The 12,191-nt window shown below is 69.5% G+C and carries 13 protein-coding genes; 11 read left to right on the top strand and 2 right to left on the bottom strand.

Annotated elements, in window-relative coordinates; genetic code table 11:
• Positions 1–94: 94 nt before the first annotated feature.
• Positions 95–982, bottom strand: a complete 888-nt coding sequence (locus INT51_RS18535) for a DUF3097 domain-containing protein (protein WP_193106827.1) — start codon at positions 980–982, stop codon at positions 95–97.
• Positions 983–1,149: 167 nt separating this feature from the next.
• Here INT51_RS18535 and hrcA point away from each other — a divergent pair, with 167 nt between their 5' ends.
• The 6 genes from hrcA to INT51_RS18505 all read left to right on the top strand — a co-directional run bounded on the left by hrcA (position 1,150) and on the right by INT51_RS18505 (position 7,028).
• The gene (hrcA, locus tag INT51_RS18530) at positions 1,150–2,160 is read left to right on the top strand and encodes a heat-inducible transcriptional repressor HrcA (RefSeq protein WP_193106826.1); all 1,011 of its coding nucleotides are present in this window, start codon (positions 1,150–1,152) and stop codon (positions 2,158–2,160) included.
• A 115-nt stretch (positions 2,161–2,275) separates the two neighbouring features.
• On the top strand, positions 2,276–3,403 hold the full coding sequence (gene dnaJ, locus INT51_RS18525) for a molecular chaperone DnaJ (RefSeq protein WP_193106825.1): 1,128 nt from the start codon (positions 2,276–2,278) through the stop codon (positions 3,401–3,403).
• Between the two features lie 27 nt (positions 3,404–3,430).
• Positions 3,431–4,219, top strand: a complete 789-nt coding sequence (locus INT51_RS18520) for a 16S rRNA (uracil(1498)-N(3))-methyltransferase (RefSeq protein WP_193106824.1) — start codon at positions 3,431–3,433, stop codon at positions 4,217–4,219.
• 139 nt (positions 4,220–4,358) lie between these two features.
• On the top strand, positions 4,359–5,354 hold the full coding sequence (locus tag INT51_RS18515) for an ATP-binding cassette domain-containing protein (RefSeq protein WP_193106823.1): 996 nt from the start codon (positions 4,359–4,361) through the stop codon (positions 5,352–5,354).
• Complete coding sequence (locus INT51_RS18510) at positions 5,351–6,178, top strand: ABC-2 family transporter protein (RefSeq protein ID WP_193106822.1); 828 nt, start codon at positions 5,351–5,353, stop codon at positions 6,176–6,178. Before INT51_RS18515 ends, INT51_RS18510 begins: the two co-directional genes overlap by 4 nt.
• Positions 6,171–7,028 carry an ABC transporter permease gene (locus INT51_RS18505; protein WP_193106821.1) on the top strand — a complete coding sequence of 286 codons (858 nt, stop codon included), beginning with the start codon at positions 6,171–6,173 and terminating at the stop codon, positions 7,026–7,028. The genes INT51_RS18510 and INT51_RS18505 overlap by 8 nt, the downstream gene beginning before the upstream one ends.
• A gap of 68 nt (positions 7,029–7,096) precedes the next feature.
• Here INT51_RS18505 and INT51_RS18500 read toward each other — a convergent pair whose 3' ends face one another.
• Entirely contained in the window at positions 7,097–7,639 is a 543-nt protein-coding gene (locus INT51_RS18500; RefSeq protein ID WP_193106820.1) for an NADPH-dependent FMN reductase, read from the bottom strand.
• 77 nt (positions 7,640–7,716) lie between these two features.
• Between INT51_RS18500 and INT51_RS18495 the strand changes: the two genes are divergently transcribed.
• Genes INT51_RS18495 through era form a run of 5 tightly spaced genes read left to right on the top strand, consistent with a single transcriptional unit; the run spans position 7,717 to position 11,987 of the window.
• The gene (locus tag INT51_RS18495; RefSeq protein WP_193106819.1) at positions 7,717–8,079 is read left to right on the top strand and encodes a histidine triad nucleotide-binding protein; all 363 of its coding nucleotides are present in this window, start codon (positions 7,717–7,719) and stop codon (positions 8,077–8,079) included.
• A 6-nt stretch (positions 8,080–8,085) separates the two neighbouring features.
• Positions 8,086–9,132: a PhoH family protein gene (locus INT51_RS18490; RefSeq protein ID WP_193106818.1), complete on the top strand. Its 1,047-nt coding sequence runs from the start codon at positions 8,086–8,088 to the stop codon at positions 9,130–9,132.
• Positions 9,133–9,135: 3 nt separating this feature from the next.
• Positions 9,136–9,597 (top strand): rRNA maturation RNase YbeY, encoded by a 462-nt coding sequence (gene ybeY / locus INT51_RS18485; protein WP_193106817.1) that lies wholly within the window; start codon positions 9,136–9,138, stop codon positions 9,595–9,597.
• A 46-nt stretch (positions 9,598–9,643) separates the two neighbouring features.
• Positions 9,644–10,984: a hemolysin family protein gene (locus tag INT51_RS18480; RefSeq protein WP_193106816.1), complete on the top strand. Its 1,341-nt coding sequence runs from the start codon at positions 9,644–9,646 to the stop codon at positions 10,982–10,984.
• Positions 10,974–11,987, top strand: coding sequence for a GTPase Era (gene era, locus INT51_RS18475; protein WP_193106815.1), 1,014 nt, complete (start codon positions 10,974–10,976; stop codon positions 11,985–11,987). The genes INT51_RS18480 and era overlap by 11 nt, the downstream gene beginning before the upstream one ends.
• Positions 11,988–12,191 lie beyond the last annotated feature (204 nt).

The raw sequence follows: 12,191 nt of genomic DNA, 5'->3' as shown, positions 1-12,191 counted from the left end.
GCCTAACCAGCCGCAACGGTCCGGTCTCCGTGGTGAGCCGCCATGTCGCCCGGGGGTTATCCCCCAGGTCCGTGCGCCCCACCCAGCACGTCGATCAGGAGTGATCGACGGTCACGAAGTCGATGAGTTCCTCGATGCGACCGGACAGCGACGGCTCGACGTCGGCGTAGGAGCGCACGGTGGCAAGGATCCGCTGCCAGCCCTGGCCGATGTCGGCCTGATCCGCGCGGGGCCAGCCGAGGGCGGCGAGCGAGCCCACCTTGATGTCGGTCCCCTTGGGGACGTGCGGCCAGGCGGTCAGGCCCACCCGGGCGGGGCGCACGGCCTGCCACACGTCGACATAGGGATGGCCCAGCACTGCGACGTTCCCGCGGGCTCCGGGAAGCTTCATCACCTCGGCGGCGATGCGTGACTCCTTCGAGCCCGGAATCAGGTGGTCCACCAGGATCCCGAGGCGGCGACCGGCCGACGGGCCGAACTCCTGGACACGCTCGACGAGGTTGTCAGCGCCCTCCAGCTGTTCGACCACGATGCCTTCGATGCGCAGGTCATGACCCCACACCTTCTGCACCAGCTCGGCGTCGTGGGTGCCCTCGACCCAGATGCGCGAGGCCCGGGCGGTGCGGGCCTTCGCGCCCTCGACGTACACCGAACCGCTCGCGGAGCGCTTGCGCACGGGAGCCTGGGCCCGCGGGGCAGCGCGGGTCAGCAGCACCGGCTTGCCGTCGATCATGAAGCCGGGGCCGAGCGGGAAGGTGCGGCGCACGCCGCGTCCGTCCTCGAGCTCGACGACCTGCTCGCCGGCGATCTTCTCGACCCGGGTGATGGCGCCGGTGAAGCCGGTGGAGGCCTCCTCGACGACGAGGTCCCGCTGCGCGGGGACCTCACGGGCCACGGGGCGGCGGCGATGATGGGAGGGCGGACCGGAGGACAGCACGTCAGGGCCGTACCGGTCGGGGAAGTGATCGGATGCTGCAGGCACGCGCGATACCGTACACCCGTGGCGAACACCTCCCCGCGAGCATCGCCGCAGGCGCGTAGGATTGGCACTCGGCGTGGGCAAGTGCCAGCTGTCGCCTCGGCGACGCGGGCACGCCACCGCGCCGGAACGACCTGACCAGATCGAGATGCACCCACGGAACGCAGGAGGTGAGGGACACGGACGCCCGGAAACTGCAGATCCTCGGCGCGATCGTCGAGGATTACGTCTCCACCCGTGAGCCCGTCGGCTCCAAGTCCCTGCTGGACCGCCACGAGCTGGGGGTCTCGGCCGCCACGGTGCGCAACGACATGTCCTCGCTCGAGGAGGAAGGGCTGATCCATCAGCCCCATACCTCCGCCGGTCGCATCCCGACCGACAAGGGCTACCGTGCCTTCGTCGACCATGTCGCGACCGTGAAGCCGCTGTCGGCCCCCGAACGGCGTGCCATCCAGACCCTGCTGGAGGATTCCGGCGACGTCGAGGAGCTCCTCGGTCGCACGGTGCGTCTGATGGCGCAGCTCACCCAGCAGGTCGCGATGGTGCAGTATCCGGCGCGTCGCCAGGCCCGCATACGCCACGTGGAGCTGGTCAAGGTCGCCGAGTCACTGCTCCTGGTCGTGCTGATCACCGAGTCCGGGCGCGTCGACCAGCGCACGGTCCCGGTATTCGCGGGCCAACCCGCGGAGTTCTACGTCGACCTGCGCGATCAGCTCAACCGCGTCGTCTCCGGGCGTGAGGTCACCGACCTCCAGCTCCCGCTGACGGACCTCTGCGAGGCGGTCCCGCACCAGGACCGCCCCGGCACCACAGAGGTGGCCGAGGCGTTCGTCGCGCTGGCCGCGACCCGCGCCGAGGACCGGATCATGCTGGCCGGCACCTCGAACATCGCCCGCTCCGCACTGGACTTCACTCAGGATGTGGAGCCGCTGCTGGACGTGCTCGAGGAACAGCTGGTGCTGATGCGCCTGTTCACCGAGATGCACGCCCTGCCAGGTGCCGTCGAGGTACGCATCGGCTCCGAGCTGCAGGACCAGGCGCTGCATCAGGCGGCCGTCGTCGGTGCCGGGTACGGGGGCGGGTCGCACCTGGCGATCCTCGGCCCCAGCCGCATGGACTACGTCGCCGGCATCTCGACCGTCCAAGCCATCGCCCGCTACGTCTCCCGCTATCTCGAATGACCCCGTGGCGCGTGCATCCACGCGCGCCGTCGCCCTCCGACCATCACTGCCCCGTGCCCCAGAGCCGTATGCCGCGGCTCCGGGTGCCCCGACTCCCCGGTAAGGATCCTTCACTGTGAACGACGACTACTACGAACTCCTCGGCGTCTCCCGCGACGCCTCGACCGAGGAGATCAAGAAGGCGTACCGGAAGCTCGCCCGCACGCTCCACCCGGACGTCAATCCCGACCCCGAAGCCTCCGAGAAGTTCAAGCGGGTCTCCCAGGCCTACGAGACCCTGTCCAACGCGGACAAGCGCCGCCAGTACGACATGGGCGGCGGCCCGGGCATGGGCGGGGGCGGCGGCTTCCCCGGCGGCGGCGCGGGTTTCGACTTCAACGACATCTTCGACATGTTCGCGGGCGCCGCAGGCATGCGCGGCCGTGGTCAGGGCCCCGTGCCCCGCCAGCGCCGCGGCGGCGATGTGCTGCGCCGGGTCAAGATCGACCTGCGCGACGTCGTCTTCGGGACCGAGGAGCAGGTCACCTTCCGCACCGCGGTGCTCTGCGAGCGCTGTGACGGTGCCTGCGCCGAGCCCGGCACCAGCCCCACCCGCTGCACCGCGTGCAACGGCAGCGGCCACGTCCAGCGGGTCGCCCAGTCGCTGCTGGGGCAGATGGTCACGATGGCGCCCTGCCCCACCTGTGAAGGTCATGGCGACGTCATCGAGCAGCCCTGCACGAGCTGCTCCGGTCACGGCCGCACTCCCTCCGAGCGCACCGTCACGGTGCGCATCCCCTCCGGTGTCGAGAACGGCACCCGCATCCAGCTGCGCGGCGAGGGCGAGACCGGCGAGGCCGGTGGCCCTGCCGGCGATCTCTTCGTCGAGCTCGCCGTCACCGATCACGAGATGTTCGAGCGTGATGGCGACGACCTCGTCATCACCATGGCGGTGCCGATGACCTCGGCCGCTCTCGGCGCCACGATCCCGCTGGAGACCTTCGACGGCTCCCAGGAGATCGACGTCAAGCCCGGCGCGCAGCCCGGCGAGGAGATCACCCTCAAGGGGCTGGGCGTCACTCCACTGCGCCGCGAGCGACGTGGCGACATCCGGGTGGTGCTGGACGTCGCCGTGCCCAGCTCGCTCAGCGAGGAGGAGCGCGATCTGCTCGAGCAGTTCGCCGCCCTGCGCGGTGACGAGAGCACGAGGCGCCGGGGCCACGGCCCCTTCGCCAAGCTGCGCGACCGCCTGCGCGAGTTCTGATCCAGCTCCGACGGCGCAGGTCCTGACATGCCCACCACCCCACCCGGCTTCCTGATCCTCGACGACGCCCTCGCCGGGGCGCTCGAGGAGGACGTCCTGACCCTGGACGGGGAGGAGGGCAAGCACGCCGCGAAGGTCGCCCGCATCGGGGTGGGGGAGCAGATCCTGCTCACCGATGGGCCCGGCCGCCAGGTTCTCACCGAGGTGGTGGCCGCCCGCAAGGAGGCCCTGGACCTGCGCTTGCTCGCTGCCCCGACGGCCGCCGTCCAGCGCCTGCCCCGGCTCATCCTGGTCCAGGCGCTCGCGACCGGTGGGCGGGACGAGCAGGCGATCGAATCCGCGACCGAGCTCGGCGTGGACCGGGTGGTGCCGTGGATAGCGCAGCGCTCGGTCTCCGTCTGGCGCGGGGAGAAGCTCCTCAAGGGTCGCGCCCGCTGGACCGGAACCGTGCGGGCAGCGGTCAAGCAGTGCCGTCGGCCGGGGATCCCCGAAGTCGCCGAACCGGTCACCACCGCGGCGCTTCTCGCCGACGTGCGCGGACGCGCAGCCGACGGCGCCCTCGTGCTGGTGCTGCACGAGCAGGAGTCCGTCGGCCTCATGGCTCTGGCCGGTCAACTGCGCGCCACGAGCGAGAACGGCGTCGAGGAGATCATCGTGATCGTCGGTCCCGAGGGTGGCATCGCTCCCGCAGAGCTCGACGCCCTGCGAGAAGCCGGTGCCCGGTCCGTGCTGCTGGGCGCCGAAGTGCTGCGTTCCTCCACCGCCGGCCCGGCCGCGCTCGCGGTGCTCAGCAGTCTCCTCGGCCGCTGGGGCTGAGCCGGGCGGACGGGTCTCACAGCGCACATGCGTAAAACGTCTGACCAGAGGGACGCCGGCTTGTAAGGTCGGACCCCATGAGCTCCGTCGCCCTGCTGCCCGCCCGTGTCGCAGCCCGGGGCAGCGGCGGTAGGCGACGATGATCCTCGCCGAGAACCTGGTCAAGGAGTTCCGTCGTCCGAAGCGCGCCGAGGGCCGCTTCGCCGGGCTGCGATCCTTCTTCAGCGCCGAGACGATCACCTCCCGCGCCGTCGACGACATCTCGCTGCGGATCGACGACGGCGAGATCGTGGGCTATCTGGGCCCCAACGGCGCCGGCAAGTCCACCACCATCAAGATGCTCACCGGCATCCTCGTGCCCACCTCCGGGCACATCGAGGTCGAGGGCATCGTGCCGTGGAAGGATCGTCGCACCAACGCCCGCAACATCGGCGCGGTCTTCGGCCAGCGCACTCAGCTGTGGACGGATCTGCCGCTGCGGGAGTCCTTCGACCTGATCGCGAAGCTCTACGGCCTGGATCCGGTCGACTACCGGCGCTCGCTCGACGGTTTCGTGGACCTGCTGGACATGGGTCCCTTCCTGGACACGGCGGTGCGTTCGCTGTCGCTGGGTCAACGCATGCGCGGGGACATCGTCGCGGCGATGCTCTATCGGCCGCCGGTGCTGTACCTCGACGAACCGACCGTCGGCCTGGACGTGGTCGCGAAGGCACGGATCCGGGACTTCATCGCCGAGCAGAACCGCACTGCGGGCACCACGGTGCTGCTGACCACGCACGACATCTCCGACGTCGAGCAGCTCGCACGCCGGGTGGTCATCATCGACGAGGGGCGCATCCTGTACGACGGTGGCCTCGAGAGCCTCCGCTCCCGGTACGCCCCATTCCGCGAGATCGTCGTGAGCGCCGTGGACCTTCCCGAGGATACCGATATTCCCGGGCTGACACTGACCCGACTCCTCCCGGTGGGAGACGAGCTGCGCGGCACCTTCCGCTTCGACCCCGAGCAGCTGCCGGCCCCGGCAGCGATCGGACGGCTCACAGGAGCCCTGGAGATCACCGATCTGTCCTCCCGCGAGCCCAACGTGGAGGACGTGATCCATCGGATCTACACCGATCGGGGCATCGCACCGTGAGCCTCGCTGCCGGCCGCCTGCCCGCACGTCAGGTCCGCGACGGCATCCGGGCCTCGATCGGCCACGCTGCGCGCGCCCAGTTCGCCTTCCGAGCCTCCACCTGGACCGGGATCGTCGGGTGCGTGCTCCAGGTGATCCTCGTGCACCTGGTGTGGACCGCGGTCTACGGCGATCGGACCGACGTCGCCGGGGTCGCCCAGGTCGACGCCGTCACCTACGCGGTGCTCGGAGTGCTCACCACCACCCTGTTCCAGCCATTCATCTTCGACTCGCTGCTGGGCCGGCTGCGCACCGGGGCGATCGCCTTCGACGTGATGCGGCCGATCTCGGCGGTGCCGGTCGCGCTGGCACGACAGGTGGGCGGCACGATCGGCCAGCTTCCCGCAGCGGCCGCCGCCCTCGTGATCGGCCTCGCGCTCGGGGCGATCGCCCTGCCCGGTTCGTGGCTCTCCGGTCTCGCCTGCCTGGTGTCGCTGATCCTGGGCTTCACCATCGCGCTGATCGTGAACTTCACCGTGGGCCTGGTCGGCTTCTGGACTCTCGAGGTCGGAGGGGCGTTCCTCATCTACCGGATGCTCGCCCAGTTCTCCTCGGGAGCACTGATCCCGCTGTGGTTCATGCCGGACTGGCTCACCGGCATCCTGACCCTGCTGCCGTTCTCCGCACAGATCTTCGTGCCCCTGTCGATCTACGTCGACCGGGATCCCGGATGGCACACGGTCGGTGCGATCGGCCTGCAGGCGGTCTGGATCCTCGTGCTGATCGCCCTGGCCACCCTGGTGTGGAGACGCGCCATCCGCAGGCTGGTGATCTTCGGTGGTTGAGACACCTGCCCGTATCCCGGAGAACGCCGGCGGCTCCCTGGCCCGACCGATCCCGCCCTGGCGCACCTACGTGATCCTGCTCGGTGCGACCTGGCGCAGCATGCGCGTGCACCGCGTGAATCTGATCCTCACGTTCCTGGGCAGCGCCGCGCTCCAGGGCACCCAACTCGCCTTCATCGGGGTTCTGCTGGGCGCCTTCGGCACCATCGCCGGCTGGGGCGTGGCAGAGGTCGCCTTCCTCTACGGGCTGCGCCTGACCGCGCACGGCGTCTGCACGATCAACTTCGGTCAGCACCGCTCGAGCGCGAACGTGGTGCGCGACGGGGACTGGGACCGCTACCTGCTGCGCCCGGCCTCACCGCTGATGCAGCTGCTGACCCGCTACTTCAACCCCGGCACGATCGGCGATCTGGTGCTCGGGGTGACCATCCTCGGCGTCGCCGGATCGGGCGTGGAGGTCGCGTGGTCGCCGTGGACGGTGCTGTACGTGGCAGCGGCGGCGATCGGCGGCGGTCTGGTCGAGGCCGGGTTGCAGATCGGCATCTCCGGGCTGGACTTCCGGATGGGCCCGACCACGCGGGTGAAGGACACCATCGACCGCGTGCTCACCGACTTCGGCGCCTATCCGATGACGATATTCGGCACCGTCGGGGCATGGCTGCTGACCTTCCTGCTGCCGCTGGCGTTCATGGCCTACCTGCCCGCCACGATCGTGCTCGGCCATACCGACGAGCTGGTCGTCCCCCTGTGGCTCGCGCAGGTCTCGCCGTTGGCCGGGCCGCTGATCCTGGTGCTCGGCGTGGCCGGGTTCCGGTATCTCTCGCGCTACTACGCGAGCCCCGGGCACTGACCGCTGCGGGCATCGGAAGAGCCCCGCCGGGGAGTACTCCGACGGGGCCCCTCGGGGTGGGGGGCACCTCAGGCGACGGGAGTGAGCACCTTCTGCTCGATCGCGACGAGCGCGTCACGCAGAGCGGCGGACTTCTCCTGCGTGACGAACAGTTCGCCCTCGACGGAGAGGTCCTCGCGGAAACCGAGGCCGATACCGGCGATCACGTCGGCATCCAGCCGGACCATCAGCGCCTCCAGCTGCGGCAGCACCTCGCTGGCCGCGCCCCAGCCGTAGCCGATCAGGGCAGTGGGCAGGCCGCGCCACTCGGCGTACAGGAAGTCGATCGCGTTCTTGAGGGCACCGGGGTAGGAGCCGTTGTACTGCGGAGTGAGGATCACCACGGCATCGAGCGCGCCGATCCGCTCGCCCCAGGTGCGGCCGTGGTCGGTGGTCTTGTCGGCGCCGGACTTCGGGCTCTCCGGTTCGTCGAAGGACGGCAGCGCGATCTCGCGCAGGTCGATCAGGTCGATCTCGAACTGGTCGGACGCGGCGTCGGCGACCCAGCGGGCCACCTTCTCCCCGACACGGTTCGGGCGGGCACTGCTGATGAGGATTCCAAGCTTCGTCATGATGATTGAACTTTCTCATAGGGAGTCGGTGAACCCAAGTCGGCTGTGCGGAGAGTCGCTCCCGTAGACTTCGAAGAATGGGAAACACCGTCAACGACCATCGCGCCCCGGACTGCGTCTTCTGCACGATCGTCGCGGGAGAGATCCCTGCCGATCGCGTCCATGAGGACGATCAGGTGATCGCGTTCCGGGATCAGAACCCGAAGGCGCCGGTCCACGTGCTCGTCGTCCCGAGGGAGCATCGCCGCGATGTCCGTGAGCTCGCCGAGCAGCCCGAACTGCTCGCGCATCTCACGTCGGTCGCCGCACGGATCGCCTCCGACCTCGCCGACGGTGACTTCCGATTGATCTTCAACACCGGCGCGACCGCCGGACAGTCCGTATTCCACGTGCATGCGCACGTCCTGGCGGGCGGGACGCTCGCAGAAGGAGAGATGTGACGGATCTTGACTGATGCCCTCACCCCGACGCCCGGCCGCGCCCCGGAGGCGCGTGAACGCACGCTCGCGATCCCAGATCACCTGAGCCCCTTCCAGGTGCTCGGGGAGAACGACCAGGCATTGGCCGCCCTCGAGGACGCGGTCCCCGATACGGACGTTCACGTGCGGGGCCACCAGGTCACCCTGCGCGGCACCGAGGACGCCCTGCGCCGCAGCGAGCACATCATGCGCAGTCTCATCGAGCTCGCCGGGAACGGCCAGGCCGTCACCACGGAAGCAGTCCAGCGCGTCGCGAACCTGTACGGCGACGGCCGCGCCTCGGGCGAGAAGCTCGAGCAGGTGCTCTCGCGCACCGTGCTGTCCTCGCGCGGGCGCAGCATCCGCCCCAAGACCCTCGGGCAGCAGTCGTACATCGAGGCGATCGAGTCCTCGACCATCACCTTCGGCATCGGCCCGGCCGGCACCGGCAAGACGTACCTGGCTGTGGCCATGGCGGTCCAGCAGCTGCTGAGCAAGCAGGTCAACCGGATCATCCTCACCCGTCCCGCCGTGGAGGCGGGGGAGCGGCTGGGCTTCCTGCCGGGCACGCTGAACGAGAAGATCGATCCGTACCTGCGCCCCCTGTACGACGCCCTGCACGACATGCTCGACCCGGAGTCGATCCCGCGACTGATGAGCGCCGGGACCATCGAGGTCGCACCCCTGGCCTATATGCGCGGGCGCACCCTGAACGATGCCTTCATCATCCTCGACGAGGCGCAGAACACCACGCCGGAACAGATGAAGATGTTCCTGACCCGACTCGGATTCAACTCCACCATGGTGGTCACCGGTGACGTCACCCAGGTCGACCTGCCCGGCTCCCAGAAGAGCGGCCTGAAGGTCGTCGAACAGGTCCTCGGCGGCATCGACGACATCTCGTTCCGTCGGCTCTCGTCCCGCGACGTCGTACGCCACTCCCTGGTCAGCGACATCGTCGAGGCCTACGGTCGCTGGGAGATCCGCCCCGGCGGCAGCCGCGACGCCCGCCACCGCGCCAACCAGGGGACCTGAACCATGACCATCGAGATCCGCAACGAGACCACCGCCGTCGTCGACGAGACCGAGTTCGTCGACCTCGCCCGCTTCGTCTTCGACGCCATGCACCTGAATCCCGCCACCGAGATGTCGATCCTGTTCGTCGACGAGGAGGCGATGGAGAAGCTCCACGTGCAGTGGCTCGATCTGCCCGGTCCCACGGACGTCATGAGCTTCCCGATGGACGAGCTGACCCCCGGCACGCCCGAGCATCCTGCTCCGGAAGGGCTGCTCGGGGACGTCGTACTGTGCCCCAGCGTCGCGGCCAAGCAGGCGAGCGAGGCCGGTCACAGCGCCGTCGAGGAGATGCTCCTGCTGACCTGCCACTCGATCCTCCACCTCCTGGGCTACGACCACATGGAGGAGGACGAGCGCAAGATCATGTTCGACCTCCAGCGCAAGCTCCTGCTGACGTTCCTCGCCTCGCGGGGCAAGAGCTGAACGCGACGCGCATGACCGCCGCCGCGCACCCCGGAAGCTGTCGAGCATGCTGAGCACCGCGCTGCTCGTGCTGCTCCCGGTGGGCCTGGCCTCGCTGGTGGTCGCGGCCGTGCTCACCGCCGTCGACGCTGCGTACCTCGCCGTCTCCCGCAGCGCGCTGGAGAAGACGCTCGCGCACCGGCCCGAGGCAGTACGCACCCGCGTGCTCTCCCAGCACGGTGACGCGCCGCGCACCCTCGCCTCCGTCTCCCTGGGCCGCGTGCTCTGCGAAGCGGTGATGGTCGCCTCCGTCGCCGGACTCGCCTTCGTGGCGTTCGACCATCTCAGCGGCCGGGACGTCTGGGCGCTTCCGACCCTGGTGACCATCGTGGTCTCCGGCGTACTGCTGCTGGTGGTCCTCGCGATCTCTCCACGCACCATCGGTCGCAGTCGTCCCGAGTCGGTGCTGATCTCGACCCGCGGGCTGGTGCTCGCCGTCCGCGGGCTCCTCTGGCTGCCCGCGAGCGCACTGACCAGCGTCGGTGTCAACCTTGCCGCTCGCCCGCGCGCCCAGGACAGCGCCGTCGACGGCGCGGAGAAGGCCCGCCAGAACGTCGACCGCGCTCTGGAGGACGAGCACGTCGAGGACGGCGAGCGGGACATGATCCAGGGCGTGTTCGAGCTGCGCGAGACCATGGTGCGTGAGCTGATGGTTCCGCGCACGGACATGGTGGCGCTGGACGTCGAGACGTCCGCGAAGAAGGCCATGCGCCTGTTCGTCCGCTCCGGCTTCTCGCGAGTGCCGGTGATCGGCGAGAGCGTCGACGACCTGCGCGGCATGCTCTATGCCAAGGACGTCATGAAGGCGATCCACTCGCCGTGGGATCCCCGCCCGGAACGTCCCGTCAGCGAGATCATGCGCGCCGCCCGCTTCGCGCCCGAGTTCGTGACGGCCGACGAGGTGCTGCGCCAGATGCAGACCAGTCACGTGCACATCACCGTGGTCGTCGACGAGTACGGCGGCGTCTCCGGCATCGTCACGATCGAGGACATCCTCGAGGAGATCGTGGGCGAGATCGCCGATGAGCACGACCCCGCCGAACCCGAGATCGAGGATCTCGGCGACGGCAGCTATCGAGTGCCCGCCCGCGCCGGTCTGACGGAGGTCGGTGACCTGTTCGACCTCGAGATCGACGACGATGACATCGACAGCGTCGGCGGGCTGCTGGGCAAGGTGACCGGCCGAGTGCCGATCGCCGGGTCCCGTGCCGAGGCGTACGGGCTCGCCCTTCAGGCCGAGAAGACCTCAGGACGCCGCCGACGACTGTCCACCGTGATCGTCTCGCGGGCGCTGGACGCCCGTCCCGACACGGACCCCGCTGACCAGGAGAACAACGATGACCGATGACCTCGACCCCACCACTGTCGGGAGCGACCCCACGGTCGACGCCGACCCCACCGCTGAGCCTGTCGAGGGCCCTGCGCACCGCGCCGGCTTCGTCGCTCTCGTGGGCCGGCCCAACGTCGGCAAGTCGACGCTGACCAATGCGCTGGTGGGGGAGAAGGTCGCGATCACCTCCAGCAAGCCGCAGACCACCCGCCGCGCGATCCGCGGCATCGTGACGGGCGAGGATGCACAGATCATCCTGGTCGACACCCCCGGCGTGCACCGCCCCCGGACGCTGCTCGGGGAGCGTCTGAACGACTTGGTGCGCGACACCCTCAGCGAGGTCGACGTGGTCGGGCTCTGCCTGCCCGCGGATCAGAAGATCGGCCCCGGTGACCGCTTCATCGCCCAGGACCTCGTCGAGATGCGCACCGGTCGTCGCGGCCCGCGGGTGATCGCGATCGTCACCAAGACGGACCTCGTCGGTCGCGACCGCCTGGCGGAGCACCTCATGAGCGTGGACCAGCTGATGGAGTTCGACGAGATCGTCCCGATCTCCGCCGTCAAGGGCGAGCAGATCGACGTGCTGCTCGAGGTCATCGCGAAGCAGCTGCCCGAGGGTCCGCAGCTGTACCCCGACGAGCAGCTCACAGAGGAGTCCCGCGACGACCGCATCTCCGAGCTCATCCGGGAGGCCGCCCTGGAGGGTGTGCGCGAGGAGCTGCCCCATTCGATCGCCGTGGTCGTCGAGGAGGTCGTGGAGACCGATCCCGAGGGCGACCCCTTCACCGAGATGGCTCCCGGGGAAGGGCGCCTCGTGGTCCGGGCGACTCTGTTCGTCGAGCGCGACAGCCAGAAGGGCATCATCATCGGAAAGGGCGGCTCCCGCCTCAAGGAGGTCGGCACCCAGGCCCGGGCGGAGATCAACCAGCTGATCGGCCGCAAGGTGCATCTGGATCTGCGGGTCAAGGTCGCCAAGGAATGGCAGCGCGATCCCAAGCAGCTGGGCCGGCTCGGCTTCTGACGCGCCCGGATCCGCCTCGCTGACGGTCGATTCCGGACGCGCACAACGAGGCCGCACGCAGCGAGGTCCCTCCCGTCGAGGTCCCGCCCGTCGAACTCGCACGCATCGGGACGCCGTCGACGGTTCGCGCCGAGCGGTTGTGACCATGCGCAGGGTTTCACCGACGCACGACGTGCCGTTGGTCGCAACAGGAGGGCGGTCCTG

The sequence above is a fragment of the Brachybacterium sp. FME24 genome (assembly GCF_014897705.1).
Lineage (GTDB): Bacteria > Actinomycetota > Actinomycetes > Actinomycetales > Dermabacteraceae > Brachybacterium.
Note: the sequence above shows the minus strand (reverse complement) of the source record. Positions and strands in the feature narration are given on the sequence as shown.